The sequence below is a fragment of the Catenibacterium sp. AM22-6LB genome (assembly GCF_003435615.1).
Classification (GTDB): Bacteria; Bacillota_I; Bacilli_A; order Erysipelotrichales; family Coprobacillaceae; genus Catenibacterium; species Catenibacterium mitsuoka_A.
Window position 1 is genome coordinate 33,904 of sequence record NZ_QTUM01000001.1, and the last position, 17,176, is coordinate 51,079.

The window sequence follows — 17,176 nt, forward strand, 5'->3', positions numbered from 1 at the left end:
GAAATGGGGAGGTAAACTTATGGCATTAGATATGGATCTCGCTAAACGTCTAAAAACTTATAGAACTTTTAAGAACTTAACACAAAAAGAAGTTGCTGCACATCTTAATGTACCTCATTCTGCAATTTCAGATATTGAAAATGGTAAAAGAGATGTAACAGTAGGGGAATTAAAAATTCTTTCACGCTTATATGGACGTAGTGTAGAAGAAATCATGAGTGGTAAGAAATATGACTACTATAATATTGCGAATATTGCTAGATTATTATCTGAATTACCAGATGAAGATCTAAAGGAAGTCATGTTCATCATTGAATATAAGAGAAAAAGACTAGAAGAAAAATAGTATTTTTAAAGGGAGATAGTTCGCTATCTCCCTTATTTCATATTCTTTACAATCTTTTTAAATTCATCAAGTAATACCATACCTTCTTCAAGAACTTCCTTGTTACAGATATGATGATCTAGATTATCATAATAGATGACATGAAATGGTTCTGTCTCCACAATGGCATATGTTCCATAACCATAACTTCCTCGATTGATCATCGCACTACCTGGATTCACAAAAATGATTCCTTCATGAATCTGAATCGTAGGCACATGTGTATGTCCATGAAAACATATCGTGCAATGATTTTCTTTACATGCTTTTATAAGTTCATCATAGCCTGCATAGACATGATAATCATTACCATGGGTCACAAATATATCTTTGTAAACTACATAGTGAGGAAAGACTTCTTCATCATGATTTCCATGTACAACTATATCATAATCTTTAAGTAATGGATTATCTGGAAGGAGAGAGGAGTCTCCACAATGTACCAATAAATCCACCTTGTTTTTCCATTTATTTGTTATATTTTCTAATATATCGTTATACATATGCGAATCACTTACAACTAACATCTTCATTTTAACCACCTCTAAAATATTATAAATTAAATTTATAGCCTTTTGAATATCCTTTTTTGTACTGTGCCAAAAAAACTTTTGGGTAAGTGTTTACATCATGGCTAAAAATTAGTATAATAAATTCAGAAATTAGAAAAGGAGTAATGACAATGAAAACAATTTTATTAGTATGTTCTGCAGGTATGTCTACTAGCTTATTAGTAACTAAAATGGAAGCCGCAGCTAAGGAACAGGGAGTTGAAGCAAAAATCTTCGCTTTACCATTCTCTGATGCACCTAGAGTATTAGAAGAAGTTGACTGTATCTTACTTGGCCCACAGGTTAGATTCCAGAAAGCTGCAATCGAAAAGTTAGCTGCTTCAAGAAAAGCTGGTGCTATCCCTGTTGACGTTATCGATATGAGAGATTACGGAACAATGAACGGTAAGGCTGTTCTTGCTAGTGCTCTTAAATTATTAGGCGAATAACATAAACACACAAAAGAGAAGGAGATATTCCTTCTCTTTTTTTGATATTACAATCAATTTAAATTACTTTTAAAGGCTATTATTTAGTCTAAGCATATTTTTACACTTTTTATTTATCTTTTTACTTAGTTTTGCTATAATGTTTAAAAATTTATGAAAACGGAGGATTCGACTGTGAAAAAAGGTATTATTACTGTAGTTGGAAAGGATCAGGTAGGTATTATTGCAAAGGTATGTACTTATCTTGCTGAGAATGATATTAATATTTTAGATATCTCTCAGACTATTGTACAAGGTTATTTCAATATGATGATGATTGTCAATCATGATGCTTCTAGCAAAGCATTTAATGACTTAGCAGATGAACTTGCTGCTTTAGGTAAAGAAATTGGTGTTGATATTAAAATCCAGCATGAAGAAATCTTTAATATGATGCATAGATTATAAGGAGATGTGTAGATGATTAATCAGTTTGAAGTTATTGAAACAAATAAAATGATTGAAGAGGAAAATCTAGATGTAAGAACTATTACAATCGGTATTAGCTTATTTGAATGTATTGATTCTTCTTTAGATGTTCTTTGTGACAATATTTACAACAAAATCATGTCTACTGCAAGAAATCTTGTACCTGTAGGACAGTCTATTGAAAAAAAATATGGTATTCCTATTGTGAATAAGCGTATCTCAGTTACGCCTATTGCAACTATCGGATCTTCAGCCTGCAAGAAGCCAGAAGACTATGTACAGATTGCAAAAACACTAGATAAATGTGCAAAGGAATTAGGTATTAACTTTATTGGTGGTTATACTGCCATTGTTTCTAAAGGAATGACTAAAGCTGAACGTATGCTTATTGAGTCTATTCCACAGGCTATGAAGGAAACTGAATTTGTATGTTCAAGTGTTAATGTTGGTTCTACTAAGACTGGTATTAATATGGATGCTGTCGCATTACTTGGACAGATTGTAAAAAAGACTGCATATGCTACTAAGGATATTGAGTCTATTGGCTGTGCTAAACTTGTTATCTTCTGTAATGCCCCAGATGATAACCCATTTATGGCTGGTGCATTCCATGGTATCAGTGAATCAGACGCCATTATTAATGTTGGTGTCAGTGGTCCTGGTGTTATGCATAAAGCAATTAAGAACGCAAAAGGTAAAGACTTTGGTGAACTATGCGAAATCATCAAGAAAACTGCATTTAAGATCACTCGTGTAGGTCAGTTGGTTGCATTAGAAGCATCTGAAGCATTAGGTATTCCGTTTGGTATTATTGACTTATCTTTAGCACCTACACCTGCTATTGGTGACTCTATTGCTGATTGTTTACAGAGCATGGGTCTTGAAAGAGTAGGGGCTCCGGGTACTACTGCAGCACTTGCTATCTTAAATGACCAGGTGAAAAAGGGTGGCGTTATGGCTTCATCTTATGTAGGTGGTTTGTCAGGCGCCTTTATTCCAGTTAGTGAAGACCAGGGTATGATTGATGCAGTCAATGCAGGATCTTTAACTTTAGAAAAACTAGAAGCAATGACTTGTGTATGTTCAGTAGGTCTAGATATGATTGCAATTCCTGGTGATACAAAAGCCGAAACAATCTCTGGTATTATCGCAGATGAAATGGCTATTGGTATGATCAACCAGAAGACAACTGCAGTAAGACTTATTCCAGTTATTGGTAAGGATGTAGGAGATACAGTTGAATTTGGTGGTTTATTAGGTTATGCCCCAATTATGCCAGTGAATTCATTCTCTTGTGATGAATTTGTGAACCGTGGTGGACGTATTCCAGCTCCTATTCATAGCTTCAAGAACTAATGAAAGAAGGGGTTATTTGTGTATTTAAATGATTTAACAGTATATTATCAGTTAACAGATGATGAAGACGTTCTTTTCCTATTAAAGAACGTTGAACAATTAGACAATAAGGCAATTCAGCATGATTTTATTGCGAAATTCTTACAGGTTGCTGAAAAATATGATCTTCATGATCACTTGATGCAGAGCTTACTTACTCATTTGCTTGCAATGCATGAAAATGTCTTCTCGCTTTCACTAGAACGTGTTGTAGATGTTGATGATACATTAAGAGCACTTGTATTGAGAGATCTCACTTACTTCTATGATTTATTTCATTCTTCATTTGATGATCTAGAAGGACTAAATAGAGAGATTTTCTTCCATTTCTCACATTCTAAGCCAATTATTAATAAAGAGATTTATGAAGTCTTCAGTGAATTACAAAATAATCTTGCACAAAGCACATCTGTTGAAGATTTCTATAACATCCTCTATAATCATTATCACAAGTATGGTGTTGGTAAATACGGTTTAAATAAGGCTTTTAGATATGTAGATGGCAATATCGTTTCTATCAATCATATAGAAGATAATACACTTGAACAACTCATAGGCTATGAACGTCAAAAGGATCGTTTAATTGCAAATACAGAAGCATTTATTAATGGTAAGAAAGCAAATAATGTCTTATTGTATGGTGATAATGGAACTGGTAAGTCATCAAGTATCAAAGCTATATTAAATCGTTATTACAAGGACGGTTTAAGAATGGTTGAAGTGTATAAGCATCAATTTATCCATCTTCCAGAAATTATTGGAGAATTACAGAACCGTAATTATAAGTTCATTATCTTCATGGATGATTTATCTTTTGAAGAATATGAAACAGAATATAAATATCTTAAAGCAGTCATTGAAGGCGGACTAGAAAAGAAACCTGATAATGTCCTTATTTATGCCACAAGTAACCGTAGACATTTAATTAAGGAAACTTGGGGCGAAAGAGATGACAATGAAGTGAATGTCAATGATGCTAAACAAGAAAAATTATCACTTGTTGCCCGTTTTGGTGTCCAGATTCTTTATGTTTATCCAGATAAGCAACACTATCTTGATATAGTAGATGGACTTGCTGAACAGTATCATTTAGATATTGATCGTAATGAACTCCATCGTTTAGCTATGGAATGGGAATTAAGAAACGGAGGCTATTCTGGGCGTGTAGCTAAACAATTTATACATATGATGCTTGGAAAATAAAATGAAACCCTTAAAATTATCTGATTTAAATACTGTTTTACCTTATTTAGATAAAGCCAATTATGAAGGCTATAACTCAAATTTCGTGACTATGATGATGTGGAATCATGAATATCATATTGAATATGAGATTCATGATCACTTCTGCATCATGTTACATAACTATAAAGGACATCGCTTTTTTGCGATGCCTTTTGCATCTTGCGAATACTACAAAGAAGCTGTTGAATACATGGTGAATTATGCAAAAGAAAATAAGTTTCCTTTTATGATTGATTGTGCTATTCCATCTTTTGTAGAAGAATTAAAGAAAGTATGTCCTGGACAATTTGTGTATGAGCATACAAGGGATTTAGATGATTATGTATATGATAAAGAGAAATTAATTACATTATCAGGCAAGAAGATGCAGAAGATGAGAAACAATTATCATAACTTCATCTCTCAATATCCTAATTATGAATATCGTACATTGAATGCAGATGATGATATGCCTATGATTTTCAGTGATCTATTAAAATGGGAAAGGGAAGAGCATGAACAGAGTGAATCCTTAACTTCTGAAGTATATGGAATTATGTATCTTCTTTCTACCCAGGATCAATTACCTATTAAGATAGGTGGTATTTTTATTAATAACGAATTAAAGGCTTTTATGATTGGTTCTCCATTAAAGCATGAAACAATACAGATTCATATTGAAAAAGCTGATAAAACTATTAGAGGTCTTTATGTGACTTTAAGAAAAGAATTCTTAGAACATGAATGTGCGGATTTTAAATATGTAAATAGAGAAGAAGATATGGGAATAGAAAATCTTCGTATCTCTAAAGAACGTATGCATCCTTGTCATATGGTTGAAAAGACACGTATATTTATTAATGATGCCATCGTTACACAGGCAACAGATGAAGATACTGAAACAATCAAAGAAATCTGGATGGACCGTTTTGAGGATGAAGATGAAGTCTCTACTGATTTCTATTTCAAGTATAGATATAAAAAAGAGAATACATACGTTGTACGTTTTAAAGACAAAATTATTTCTGCTTTACAGATTGTACCTTTTAAAGTAAAAGATTACGAAGATAGTTATTTTATTCTAGGAGTTTCTACAAGAAGAGAGTATGAAGGACAGGGATTCATGAAATTATTAATGAATCATGTATTAGATATTTATAAAGATAAACGTATTTATTTACAGGCTTATCATCCTGAAATTTATATGCCTTTTGGCTTTAAAGAATCTCATAGACATATTCTTTATAAGCTTGATAAAGCTAAGTATTGCCTTCCTAGTAATATCTGCCTGTCCCAGGATATATGTCATCTCTATGATGATTACATGCGTTATACAGCAAATTTTAACCATTATTTAATACGTGATGAAGATTATTTTAATGATTATCTAAGATTTAGATGTGCTGCATTTAACGATTCTGTTCTAACATTTAAAAATGAGTATGGACAACAGGGATATATGATTTATAATGATAGGGGGAAGTTTGTCTATATTTCAGAATTTATATACAATAAAGAATATTTAGATGACATCCTCAAAACGATTTCTGTTTATTTCTATAAAGACATTCGCATCGAAACAGATTGCATGGCGTCTATTCATGGTGAAAAAACAGATATGATCACAATGATGTGTAATCAGGAGGATAATACACCTCTTGAGAAGCGCTATATCAATGAAATCTATTAAACAGGGAGGCTATTATGATCAAGAATCATGATGAATTACATGAAGAATGTGGAGTTGTTGCTATATGGGGCGATGACAATGCTGCTCAATTAACATATTATGGCTTACATTCTTTACAACATCGTGGACAGGAGGCTGCAGGTATTGTTGTCCGCAATAAAAGTAGAAAGCTTAATATCCATAAGGGTGAAGGCTTAGTCAGTGAAGTATTTAATAAAGAAAAAATTGAAAAATTATCAGGTAATGCAGCTATTGGACATGTCCGCTATTCAACTGCAGGTGGGGGAGGAATCATGAATGTTCAACCATTCTTATTCCGTACTCTTGATGGTATGATGGGTATTGCCCATAATGGTAATATTGTAAACGCTAACTTATTAAAGAAGGAACTTGAAGAAAATGGTTCAATCTTTAATTCAACAAGTGATACTGAGGTTCTTGGTCATTTAATTAAGAGAGAAACAGGACGATTTGTAGATCGTATCTGTAAATCATTAGAAAAGATTGATGGAGCATTCGCATTTGTTATTTTAGTAGAGGATGCTCTTTATGTTGCAAGAGATAGATATGGTTTAAGACCTTTATCTATGGGTAGACTTCCAAGTGGAGGTTATATGTTCTCATCTGAAACATGTGCTTTAGATATTGCGGGAGCAGAATATGTAAGAGATGTAGAACCAGGTGAAATCATCCGTGTAAAAGATGGTATTATTAAATCTAAAAAGTATACTGAAGCTTTGCCTATCTGCAACAAGCTATGTGCAATGGAATATATTTACTTCTCTAGACCTGATAGTAATCTAGATGGTATTAATGTTCATACAGCACGTAAGACTTGTGGTAAGACTTTATTTGAAGAAGCACCAGTAGAAGCAGATTTAGTTATTGGTGTACCTGATAGTTCTATTTCAGCTGCCATTGGTTACTCTGAAGCATCTGGTATTCCTTATGAAATGGGGCTTATCAAGAATAAATATGTAGGTAGAACATTTATCCAGCCAACACAGGAAATGCGTGAACGTGGGGTAAGAATGAAGCTTTCAGCTGTATCTTCTATTGTAAAAGGTAAAAGAGTTATCATGATTGATGACTCTATCGTAAGAGGTACAACTTCTAAACGTATTGTAAAACTATTAAAAGAAGCAGGAGCCACAGAAGTACATGTTAGAATTGCTTCTCCAGCCATTAAGTTCCCATGTTTCTATGGTGTAGATATTTCTACACTAGAAGAATTAATCTCACATCGTATGAATGTAGAAGAATTATGTCAATTCATTGAAGCTGATTCTTTAGCATTTATTTCAATGGAAGGATTAAAGAAATCTGTTAAGCATGATATGGATGGAAACTGTGATTTATGTATGTCTTGCTTTAGTGGTAATTATGTCACTAAGTTATATGATTCTATCGATCGTGCAAATAAAGACGAAAAATAGTACTATAAAACTCCCTTCATTGGGAGTTTCTTTCTTGTATATATTACTTCGCATAATATATATTATGTAATTTTTTGATTATATCTGTTACATTTGAATTGTAAATTGAGTGTGCTATAATAATAGTAATAATTAGAGTATCAAAGGAGGATCTCCATTATGAAAAAGACTACTACTGCAGCATCTAAAAAGACAACGACTCAGGCCGCTAAACCTAAGAAAGCTGCTACTAAAAAGACTACTACAGTAAAGAAAGAAACTGTAGCTAAGAAAACAACTGCTAAGACTACTTATAAGCCTGTTAAGATGAATATTCAGATACAGTATAACTATCATGATGTATCTTTAGATGATATTGAAAATATGGTTATTAATCACCTTGTCGAACTTGGTTATAAGAAGACTTCAATTCTTACTTTAGATATTTATTATAAAGCAGAAACAAGTGAAGTTTTCTATATTGCGAAAACAAAAAATAAACAAGTACTCAAAAACGATGAGCCTTTATATATCTAGTTTATTCCTCCCCCTTTTTAATAGAAGGGGATTTTTTTATTAGTCCCCTCCTCTATTTGTCAAAAAAGAAAACACCGTTTTGTACGGCGTTTAAATGATCAAATTTCCAATAAATAGTACTTCTAGTACTACATTGATGATTATCAAATAAATATAAAGTGCTTTCTTATACTTTTTATAATTATTAAATAATGAAATAACTGCAGATACAACAAGTAGTGAAGCCATAATAAAATATAGTGCTTCAATGATGATGTTACCTTTCGCAAGAGTTATTCCAAAAACATACAGTATAACAGCCATTAAGTTTGCTGCAAGAGAGACTATAATAATTTTTCTCTGTTTTTCCATTAAGCATCCCTTTCAAGTTCTTTTAATATAGATTCACCAATACCTGGATTTTCTACATTAAAGTTATCTGCAATAGTTGCACCTATTACTGCATAGCTTTCAAGTAATCCTAAGTTTTTAGGATGATGTAATGATTTGCTGTAGATGAGTAGTGGGACATGTTCTCTTGTATGGTCTGTACCTTTCCAAGTAGGATCATTACCATGATCAGCTGTAATCATGATTAAATCATCATCATTGATTGCAGCCATTAAATCAGAGAGCTGTGCATCAAATTCTTCAATAGCATCTCCATATCCAATCGCATTTCTACGATGTCCATATACTGCATCAAAGTCTACTAGATTCACAAAGATGAGTCCATGATGGTTTTCTTTTGCAAGTGCAATTGTCTTTTCCATACCATCCTTATTAGAAACAGTATGAATACCTTTTGTAATACCTTCATCTACAAAAATATCAGGAATCTTACCAACTCCTACTACATCTAGTCCTGCATCCTTTAAACTATTAAGTACTGTTTTACCAAATGGCTTTAAAGCATAGTCATGTCTATTAGGTGTACGTTTAAATTCTCCTTTTTTACGTCCTACAAAAGGTCTAGCAATTACACGTCCAACCTTCCATCTTTCATCCATGAGTAATTCTCTTGCAATATGACATGCTTCATATAATTCTTCTAATGGAATTATTTCTTCATTCGCAGCAATCTGGAATACAGAATCAGCTGATGTATAAACAATCCAGTCTCCTGTTTCTAATTGCTTTTCTCCTAGATCATCTAAAATCTTAGTACCACTTTCTGCATAGTTTCCAAGACATTTTCTACCTGTCTTTTCTTCAAATAGTTTTATAAATTCTTCAGGAAAACCTGTATCAGTAAATGTTTTAAAAGGTTTAGTGACTTTAAGTCCCATCATTTCCCAATGACCTGTCATTGTATCCTTCCCGTTGGATACTTCTTTTAAAGTAGCAGTAGTACCTAATGGATGTGCAATTGGATGAATACCTTTAAAGTCTCCTAGATTACCTAAACCTAAGCCTTCCATATTAATTACATTTAAACCATCTTTTGCTTCACAAATATGACCAATCGTATTGGCACCTTCATCACCAAATAAAGCTGCATCTTCTGCATGTCCAATACCCATAGAATCACATACAATCACAAATACTCTTTTGTATAATTCTTTACTCATCATCTTTCCTCCTTGCATTACCTGGATGAAACTTATTATAGTCATCCATAATCTGCTTATGTGTTACATGTGTATATATTGTTGTGGTTGAAATATCCTGATGTCCAAGCATAACCTGGATGGATCTTAAATCACAATGATTTTCCAATAACGTAGTCGCAAACGTGTGTCTTAACATATGGGGTGTAAAATGATCTCTAACCCCTGCTTCTAGTACAAGTTTCTGTAAGATGTTATAGAAGTTTTCTCTTGTCATACGACGACCATCATTCATCATAAAAAGCCAAAGGCTATTTTTCTTATCAAAGAAAGAGCGTTCATTTTGCATATAGCTATAAACATAATGAAATGTCTCCTGATCTAAAGGAATAAGTCTTTCTTTATTACCTTTACCTATTACACGAACATTAGACACTGAATGATTGATATCATTTATTTCTAAATGAACAAGTTCACTTATTCTCATACCTGTACTAACAAGAAGAAGCATCATTGACTTATTTCTTTTCCCTGCAGGGGTCGTATCATCAATATGATTAATCACCTTAACTATTTCTTCTAAGCTTAATACTTGTGGAAGTTTCTTTTCAGTTTTAGGTAATTCATATTTGGACATAACATCCTTCATCCCTTTTGTACGAGAAAGAAACTCATTATACTGTCTTAAAGAGACAATTTTTCTTCGAATAGAAGTTACTTTATACCCATCATCCTTTAATTCGCTAAAATAAGTGTCTAGATGAGCCAAATCAAACTTTTCGATATCATAATCAATATAATCATAAAAAGCTCTTAGATCTCTCATATAACCATCTACAGTATTCTCGCTTAATCCTCGTTCAAACATTAAATAGCTCTTAAAATCTTTTAAATCATAATCTTGCACGTATCACACCTCTTAGCTAATTATAACAACTTTTTTTAACTTTTTCCATTTATACGATAGTCTTTTGCTTTAATCAGATGTGCACTCGTCATTTTATTGATATTTTCAATCAAACTATCAATAGGATCTACTGCTTTATTCTTTGTATCAAATATATTCATCTGTTCAATGATTGCTTCTTTTCTTTTTACATTATTAAGAGTAACACCAATAAGTCTTAATGGTTCATGGGTATAATGCTTATTAAAAAGCATCATCACATAGCTATATATTTTCTCATAATCATTCATATATTCCTGTACCAGCATTTGTCTTGTAACACTTTTAAATCTTGTATATTTTAATGTAATCACAACACAGTTAGAATACATATCATGTTTTGATGCACGTTCAGCTACAGTTAAACATACCTTCTTGAATTCCTCTTTCAAGCTATCTTCATCACTAATATCACTTTCAAAAGTCGTAGAATGACCAATAGATTTCATATCCGTATCTTCATAAACAACAGGAGATAAATCTCTACCATTGGCACGATTATAATATATAAGTGTATTCTTTCCTAGAAATTGTCTAATTGTCTGATAGTTATCATAATTCGCAATATCCGCAATTGTCTTAATACCCACTTCTTCTAGTTTAGGTGCTGTCTTTTTTCCTATGCCATACATATCCCCTACTTTTATAGGCCATAATACTTCTTTTAAGTTTCTTTGAGTAATAATAGTAATACCTAAAGGTTTTTTCATATCAGAAGCCATTTTAGAAAGAAACTTATTAGGAGATATCCCAATAGAACAAGGAAGAGATAAAGTTTCTAAAATCTTATCTTGTATTTCCTTTGCCACAACATAAGGCTGCGCATGAGTCGATGTGAAATAATCACTCATATCCACATAACATTCATCAATGCTGGCTATTTCTACCTTTTTACTATACGTATAAACGATTTCAAAGAATCTTTGTGATAAGTTATGATAAAGATTAAAATGTGGTTCTACTACTATTAGATCAGGACATTTCTCTTTTGCCATAAATAGAGGCATTGCGGAATGAACACCAAATTCTCTTGCTTCATAAGAAGCAGTAGAGACAACACTTCTTTTAGAATTATGACTAATGACAATAGGTTTTCCTTTTAATTCTGGATGCTGAGAAATCTCACAATTTGCATAAAATGCATTCATATCAATATGAAATATAATACGCATACCTATCCTCCTAAAAAATGAGCATATGTGTTATATGCTCATCCCTGTAATAATCTTTTCGCATTATCGATTGCTTCTGGAGTAATCACATCACCAGAAAGCATCTTCGCAATTTCTTCTATTCTTTCATCTTCATTTAATACTGCAAGCGTTGAATATGTTTCTTCATCATGAGATGATTTCTTAATCGCATAATGATGATCAGCATGAATGGCCACTTGAGGCAAATGTGTAATACATAATACTTGATTGTTTAATGAAATAGAATGCATCTTTAATCCAATTGCATCAGCAACTTTACCACTCACACCTGTATCAATTTCATCAAAAACAACTGTATTCATTTGGTTTTGATTCATAGTAATTGTTTTAATGGCTAACATCAAACGTGATATTTCACCACCACTTGCTGTTTCATTTAAAGGAGTAAAAGCCTGTCCTTTATTCATAGAAACCATAAACGTAATGTCGTCTTTTCCAGTATCACTAAGACTGCATTCCTTTATATCTACCTTTAGTTTTGCATCAGGTAGATAAAGATCTTTTAATTCTTTTTCTAGTGTATCAACAAAAATGAGTCCCTGTTCTTCTCTTAACGATGTTAGTTTTGACGCAATCTGATATGCTTCATGATAAGCTTGATCTTTTTGTTTATTTAAATCAGCAAGTACATCTTCACGATTCAACGCAGCATCTAGCTTTTCTTTTAATTCTGTCTGTGCCTGATAGATATCATCTACTGAGTATCCATACTTTCTTTGCAGGCGATGAATAGTAAAAAGTTCTTCCTGAAGTTCATTGAAACGATATTCATCAAAATCAATAGAATCAAACGCTGTTTCTATGCGATCTACAAGATCCTGCATACTATAATATTGATTATAGAATTCATCATATAATTCATTAAAAGATTCTGTATTACTCATATGACCAAGTGCACCTAATGCATCATTTATTTGATTTAATGCACCTTGCTTGTCAGACATAGCTTCATCAAACTCAGTCATATATTTATGCATGGATTCATAGTTTTTCATCATTCTGAGTTCTTCTTCAAGCTGATCAATTATTTCATCTGTATATTCAAAATCCTTTAGTTCATCATACTGTTTCTGATAATATTCTATTCTTTCATCACTCAGATCCTCTTGTTCAAGTTTCCTGAGCTTCTGTGAAATTTTCTTATATTCAAAGTAGTATTTATGATATTCAGATAGTAATGAATCATCCTGGTGATTCATAAATGACTGCAATATCTTTAAATGATTTTTTACATTAAATATTTCTTGTGTTTGATATTGTGAATGAATATCTAATAAGTAGGGAGCCACTTGTTTTAAAGCACTATTTGTGACAGTGCGATAATTGATTTTAATTGTTGAACGTCCATTGTCTAATATTTCTTTTATGATAATAAGATCATCATCACCGTCTATATTCAATTCGTCTAGAATCTTCTGAATTGAATCATTCATATCAAAAACACCTTCAATGACTGCTTTCTTAGAGCCTTTTCTTACAAGTGAAGAAGATGCTCTTGCACCACATAATTGTTCGAGTGCATTAATAATAATAGATTTACCTGCGCCTGTTTCACCTGTTAAGGCTGTCATGCCTTCATCAAAGTCAACGGTTGTTTGATCGATAATGACAAAAGAAGAGATAAATAGACTTTTCAACATTTAAAATCACCTACTTTCATTAAAATGTTTATGTGCTTCACTTACAACATCATCAATACAATAAGCTGAATTCTCTTGATGATCATTTACAAAATAACCTAAGAATTCAATATTACCTTCCCCACCAGTAATAGGTGAGAATGTTAAACCTTTTAAAGAGAAGCCATTATCATTTGCATAGCCAATGACTTCTTCAATAACTCTTTTATGAACCTTTGGATCCTTTACAATACCATGTTTTCCAACATCATCTTTACCTGCTTCAAACTGAGGCTTGATTAAAGATACGATTACACCATCAGGCGCAATCACATTCTTTAATGCATTGAACATATGTCTTAAAGAAATAAAAGAAACATCAATAGAAGCAAATGTAGGCATGCCATACTTAAAATCATCAAGCTTAGCATAACGGAAATTATATTGTTCCATGACTTCTACACGTTCATCATTACGAAGTTTCCATACAAGCTGATTGGTTCCTACATCTACAGCATAAACCTTCTTTGCCCCATGCTGAAGAGCACAATCAGTAAAGCCTCCAGTAGATGAACCAATATCAATCATAATGACATCTGTAAGATCTAAATTGTATAGTTCAATCGCTTTTTCAAGTTTCAAACCACCACGTGATACATATTTTAATTTTTCACCCTTGACAAAAAGTTTTGTATCAACTGGAATCTTTGTTCCTGGCTTATCAATATAATCATTTTCATCTCTTACAATGCCCGCCATAATGGCTCTTTGAGCCTGATTTCTAGACTCAAACAACCCCTGCTGGACACATAAAATATCAATTCTTTCTTTTTTCATGTTTTATTTCCTCAATTTTATTTTTCAAATCATTCAACGAAATATGTTCCTGTTTATATAAGGATTCATTATCTCCAAAAGTGACATAGTGATCTTCAATACCTATAAAACTCATATCAACATCTATATGATTCTTTTCATAATATAAACTCATGATACTGCCTAAAGACCCATTGATCAGGTCTGTTTCATAAACAATAATTGGTTTATCGCTTATTCTTTCCAACATTTCTGTATCTACCGGCTTAATGAATCGTGCGTTAATAATATTAATAGGTAGATGATCTGCTTCTGCCATTTCTACTACAGCGTTCACATTATCGCCATAAGTCACTACATTAATCATTGCATCATTTGCTTCTTTGATTAATTCCCACTGACCTAGTTTTATAGTCTCATCAGTATGTTGATGGGTATTAAGGACTTTATTTTTAGAATAACGCATCACATACGGATAGTCTTTGTTGTAATATGCTGTATTGATAAGTTTCTGCGCTTCTACTTCATCTTTAGGAGCCATGATAACTACTCCTGGAATAGGTGCAATCAAACCAATATCAAAGACACCGTGATGTGTTGCACCATCACCACCTACAAGTCCGGCACGATCAATTCCAATAAGACATGGAAGATGCATTCTCGCAATATCATGATTCAATTGATCATAAGCACGCTGAAAGAAAGAAGAATAAACACTTAAGAACGGAAATTCTCCTCCTTGGGAAAGACCTGCTGCAAGAGTCATCGCATGTTCTTCTGCAATACCCACATCAAAAGATCGCTCAGGATACTTTTTAAAGATATTCTGTAAACAGCTTCCTGTAATCATTGCAGGAGTTATCACACATATATCATCATTCTTACTCATCAAATACTCAATATGATCACTTACTGATTGACTCCATGAATGTTTTTCATCATCAACAACTTTTTGCACACCTTTAGATATATCAAAAGGTGCAACACTATGATAAATACCTGAATGATCCTTTTCTGCTGGTTCATATCCCTTTCCTTTTTTAGTAAGGACATGGAGTACAACACTATGATCTAAACTCTTTACTGTCTCTAGAGCACGAATCAATTCAGCTATATTATGTCCATCAATTGGGCCAATATAATCCAAATCAAATTGTGAAAATGGTGTATCAAGTAAAATTTTCTTTTTTACCTTATCCTTAACCTTCTTAGTAACATCAAATATTTTCTGTCCCATAGAAGATTGTGAAAGGATTTCAGTATAATTATTTTTAGCTTGGTTATATTGATATGACATTCTAACATCAGATAAAAAATTAGATAATCCTCCTACATTACGTGAAATAGACATATTATTATCATTTAGTATCACAATAACCTTTGTATCTATACCACCAAGGAAATTGAGTGCTTCTAAAGATTCTCCACTCATTAAAGCAGCATCACCAATCACGCTTATTACTTCAAATTTTTCTTTTTTAAGATCTCGAGCAAGAGCCAGACCTGTTGCCCCTGATATAGTTGTAGAAGAATGACCTGCTTCCCAAGGATCATAAATACTTTCCTGACGATTCTGGAAGCCACATAATCCACCATATTTCTTTAACATAGGAAACTGAGATGCTCTACCAGTCAAAATCTTATGAGCATAAGACTGATGTCCGACGTCAAAAAGAAATTTATCATCAGGTGAATCAAATACATAATGAAGAGCAACAGTCAATTCCACAATACCTAGATTACTAGAGAAATGCCCGCCAGTCTGAGAAACGTTTTCGATTAAAAAATCCCTTATATCCTGTGATAATTGATTTAATTCTGTAATATTCAATTGTTTCAAGAATCGAGGATTCTCAATCTTCTTAATTTCCATTTAATTCACTCTTTTCATAATAATTTGGAATAATTCAATCATTAATCCATGGTTAAGTTGTAAACCATACACATTAGCTAAGCATTCTTCAAATAAATCTTCTACACGCTTTTGTGATTCTTCTAAACCAAGTAATGAAACATATGTAGACTTATGATTTGTAATATCACTACCTACTCTTTTGCCCAATGTTTCAGTTGTACTTGTGACATCTAGAATATCATCCTGAATCTGGAATGCAAGGCCAAGTTTGAATCCAATATCTTCTAAAGCGTTTGCGTCTTCTTCTTTCGCAATAAGTCCAGCAATCTTCATTGGTACAGAAATAAGTGCACCTGTCTTATCATGATGAATAGCCTGTAATTCTTCAAGAGATGCCTTATGCGATTCAAAGTACATATCCTGCTGCTGACCATAAATCATTCCATCCATCCCGGATGCCTGATATAAAGAAACTAATACCTTGAGTTTTAGTGCATCATTTAAATCCATTCTTAAAATCACATTCATAGATTCATTCAATAAAGCATCGCCTGCTAAAATGGCAGTGGCTTCATCAAATTGTTTATGACATGTTGGTTTACCACGTCTCAAATCATCATTATCCATTCCTGGAAGGTCATCATGAATCAAAGAATATGTATGTATCATTTCGATAGCACATGCAATATCTATATATTTATGATAATCCACATTATATGCTCTTAATGTCTGAATAAAGAGAAGAGGTCTTAATCTCTTACCGCCAGCCATCACAGAATAAGTCATTGCTTCTTTTACTAAACCTGGACGATATTGAGATAAGATTTCTTTTAATCGTTCATTCACTTCTTCAATCATATTATTCATCATCATCACCTAGATAATCTTTTAACTGATTTTCCTCAAAAATTTTAGTTACTTCTTGATCTACATCTTTTAATTTTGTATCACAAAATGCAGCGAGTGACACGCCTTCTTTATAAAGATCTAAACTCTCATCTAAGGACGCTTCATTGTTTTCTAATAAATCAATGATTTCATCTAAACGTGCCATTGCTTCTTCATATGTCTTTTCTGCCATAT

18 protein-coding genes are annotated in these 17,176 nt (G+C 32.7%); 8 read left to right on the forward strand and 10 right to left on the reverse strand.

Annotated features, from left to right (window positions below):
* Positions 1–19: 19 nt before the first annotated feature.
* Positions 20–346 carry a helix-turn-helix domain-containing protein gene (locus DW269_RS00160; protein WP_117458020.1) on the forward strand — a complete coding sequence of 109 codons (327 nt, stop codon included), beginning with the start codon at positions 20–22 and terminating at the stop codon, positions 344–346.
* A gap of 32 nt (positions 347–378) precedes the next feature.
* Here the strand turns inward: DW269_RS00160 and DW269_RS00165 are convergent, their stop codons facing one another.
* Entirely contained in the window at positions 379–918 is a 540-nt protein-coding gene (locus tag DW269_RS00165) for a YfcE family phosphodiesterase (RefSeq protein WP_117458021.1), read from the reverse strand.
* A gap of 149 nt (positions 919–1,067) precedes the next feature.
* Between DW269_RS00165 and DW269_RS00170 the strand changes: the two genes are divergently transcribed.
* The 7 genes from DW269_RS00170 (at position 1,068) to DW269_RS00200 (ending at position 8,114) form a co-directional block, all read left to right on the forward strand.
* Positions 1,068–1,385, forward strand: a complete 318-nt coding sequence (locus DW269_RS00170; RefSeq protein WP_006506646.1) for a PTS sugar transporter subunit IIB — start codon at positions 1,068–1,070, stop codon at positions 1,383–1,385.
* A 174-nt stretch (positions 1,386–1,559) separates the two neighbouring features.
* On the forward strand, positions 1,560–1,832 hold the full coding sequence (locus tag DW269_RS00175) for an ACT domain-containing protein (protein ID WP_255413810.1): 273 nt from the start codon (positions 1,560–1,562) through the stop codon (positions 1,830–1,832).
* A 12-nt stretch (positions 1,833–1,844) separates the two neighbouring features.
* A complete protein-coding gene (locus DW269_RS00180; protein WP_117458023.1) occupies positions 1,845–3,209 on the forward strand; it encodes a PFL family protein in 1,365 nt (454 codons plus the stop codon).
* An 18-nt stretch (positions 3,210–3,227) separates the two neighbouring features.
* Positions 3,228–4,451, forward strand: a complete 1,224-nt coding sequence (locus DW269_RS00185) for an ATP-binding protein (RefSeq protein ID WP_117458024.1) — start codon at positions 3,228–3,230, stop codon at positions 4,449–4,451.
* A 1-nt stretch (position 4,452) separates the two neighbouring features.
* Positions 4,453–6,162 carry a GNAT family N-acetyltransferase gene (locus DW269_RS00190; RefSeq protein WP_117458025.1) on the forward strand — a complete coding sequence of 570 codons (1,710 nt, stop codon included), beginning with the start codon at positions 4,453–4,455 and terminating at the stop codon, positions 6,160–6,162.
* Positions 6,163–6,176: 14 nt separating this feature from the next.
* Positions 6,177–7,598 carry an amidophosphoribosyltransferase gene (gene purF, locus DW269_RS00195; protein ID WP_117458026.1) on the forward strand — a complete coding sequence of 474 codons (1,422 nt, stop codon included), beginning with the start codon at positions 6,177–6,179 and terminating at the stop codon, positions 7,596–7,598.
* A 159-nt stretch (positions 7,599–7,757) separates the two neighbouring features.
* Positions 7,758–8,114 (forward strand): DUF6465 family protein, encoded by a 357-nt coding sequence (locus tag DW269_RS00200; RefSeq protein WP_117458027.1) that lies wholly within the window; start codon positions 7,758–7,760, stop codon positions 8,112–8,114.
* Between the two features lie 90 nt (positions 8,115–8,204).
* On the opposite strand, the gene DW269_RS00205 is transcribed toward DW269_RS00200, so the two are convergent.
* Genes DW269_RS00205 through xseB form a run of 9 tightly spaced genes read right to left on the reverse strand, consistent with a single transcriptional unit; the run spans position 8,205 to position 17,174 of the window.
* Positions 8,205–8,465: a hypothetical protein gene (locus DW269_RS00205; RefSeq protein ID WP_117458028.1), complete on the reverse strand. Its 261-nt coding sequence runs from the start codon at positions 8,463–8,465 to the stop codon at positions 8,205–8,207.
* Positions 8,465–9,664 carry a phosphopentomutase gene (locus tag DW269_RS00210; RefSeq protein ID WP_117458029.1) on the reverse strand — a complete coding sequence of 400 codons (1,200 nt, stop codon included), beginning with the start codon at positions 9,662–9,664 and terminating at the stop codon, positions 8,465–8,467. Before DW269_RS00210 ends, DW269_RS00205 begins: the two co-directional genes overlap by 1 nt.
* Positions 9,657–10,550 carry a tyrosine recombinase gene (locus DW269_RS00215; RefSeq protein ID WP_117458030.1) on the reverse strand — a complete coding sequence of 298 codons (894 nt, stop codon included), beginning with the start codon at positions 10,548–10,550 and terminating at the stop codon, positions 9,657–9,659. The genes DW269_RS00210 and DW269_RS00215 overlap by 8 nt, the downstream gene beginning before the upstream one ends.
* A gap of 35 nt (positions 10,551–10,585) precedes the next feature.
* Entirely contained in the window at positions 10,586–11,761 is a 1,176-nt protein-coding gene (locus DW269_RS00220; protein ID WP_230310093.1) for a DNA polymerase IV, read from the reverse strand.
* Between the two features lie 38 nt (positions 11,762–11,799).
* On the reverse strand, positions 11,800–13,443 hold the full coding sequence (gene recN, locus DW269_RS00225) for a DNA repair protein RecN (RefSeq protein WP_117458032.1): 1,644 nt from the start codon (positions 13,441–13,443) through the stop codon (positions 11,800–11,802).
* 6 nt (positions 13,444–13,449) lie between these two features.
* Positions 13,450–14,259 carry a TlyA family RNA methyltransferase gene (locus DW269_RS00230; protein WP_117458033.1) on the reverse strand — a complete coding sequence of 270 codons (810 nt, stop codon included), beginning with the start codon at positions 14,257–14,259 and terminating at the stop codon, positions 13,450–13,452.
* Positions 14,240–16,111 carry a 1-deoxy-D-xylulose-5-phosphate synthase gene (gene dxs / locus DW269_RS00235; protein WP_117458034.1) on the reverse strand — a complete coding sequence of 624 codons (1,872 nt, stop codon included), beginning with the start codon at positions 16,109–16,111 and terminating at the stop codon, positions 14,240–14,242. The genes DW269_RS00230 and dxs overlap by 20 nt, the downstream gene beginning before the upstream one ends.
* Positions 16,112–16,960 carry a polyprenyl synthetase family protein gene (locus tag DW269_RS00240; RefSeq protein WP_117458035.1) on the reverse strand — a complete coding sequence of 283 codons (849 nt, stop codon included), beginning with the start codon at positions 16,958–16,960 and terminating at the stop codon, positions 16,112–16,114. It abuts the gene before it with no gap.
* Positions 16,953–17,174, reverse strand: coding sequence for an exodeoxyribonuclease VII small subunit (gene xseB / locus DW269_RS00245; protein WP_022424363.1), 222 nt, complete (start codon positions 17,172–17,174; stop codon positions 16,953–16,955). Before xseB ends, DW269_RS00240 begins: the two co-directional genes overlap by 8 nt.
* Between the last annotated feature and the right edge of the window lie 2 nt (positions 17,175–17,176).

Bases quoted from the DNA above. Each gene is read 5' to 3' on its own strand.
- purF (WP_117458026.1), top strand. From the start codon at position 6,177: ATGATCAAGAATCATGATGAATTACATGAAGAATGTGGAGTTGTTGCT.
- xseB (WP_022424363.1), bottom strand. From the start codon at position 17,174: ATGGCAGAAAAGACATATGAAGAAGCAATGGCACGTTTAGATGAAATC.
- DW269_RS00220 (WP_230310093.1), bottom strand. From the start codon at position 11,761: ATGCGTATTATATTTCATATTGATATGAATGCATTTTATGCAAATTGT.
- DW269_RS00200 (WP_117458027.1), top strand. From the start codon at position 7,758: ATGAAAAAGACTACTACTGCAGCATCTAAAAAGACAACGACTCAGGCC.
- DW269_RS00230 (WP_117458033.1), bottom strand. From the start codon at position 14,259: ATGAAAAAAGAAAGAATTGATATTTTATGTGTCCAGCAGGGGTTGTTT.
- DW269_RS00210 (WP_117458029.1), bottom strand. From the start codon at position 9,664: ATGAGTAAAGAATTATACAAAAGAGTATTTGTGATTGTATGTGATTCT.
- DW269_RS00165 (WP_117458021.1), bottom strand. From the start codon at position 918: ATGAAGATGTTAGTTGTAAGTGATTCGCATATGTATAACGATATATTA.
- dxs (WP_117458034.1), bottom strand. From the start codon at position 16,111: ATGGAAATTAAGAAGATTGAGAATCCTCGATTCTTGAAACAATTGAAT.
- DW269_RS00205 (WP_117458028.1), bottom strand. From the start codon at position 8,465: ATGGAAAAACAGAGAAAAATTATTATAGTCTCTCTTGCAGCAAACTTA.
- DW269_RS00190 (WP_117458025.1), top strand. From the start codon at position 4,453: ATGAAACCCTTAAAATTATCTGATTTAAATACTGTTTTACCTTATTTA.
- DW269_RS00160 (WP_117458020.1), top strand. From the start codon at position 20: ATGGCATTAGATATGGATCTCGCTAAACGTCTAAAAACTTATAGAACT.
- recN (WP_117458032.1), bottom strand. From the start codon at position 13,443: ATGTTGAAAAGTCTATTTATCTCTTCTTTTGTCATTATCGATCAAACA.
- DW269_RS00170 (WP_006506646.1), top strand. From the start codon at position 1,068: ATGAAAACAATTTTATTAGTATGTTCTGCAGGTATGTCTACTAGCTTA.
- DW269_RS00180 (WP_117458023.1), top strand. From the start codon at position 1,845: ATGATTAATCAGTTTGAAGTTATTGAAACAAATAAAATGATTGAAGAG.
- DW269_RS00240 (WP_117458035.1), bottom strand. From the start codon at position 16,960: ATGAATAATATGATTGAAGAAGTGAATGAACGATTAAAAGAAATCTTA.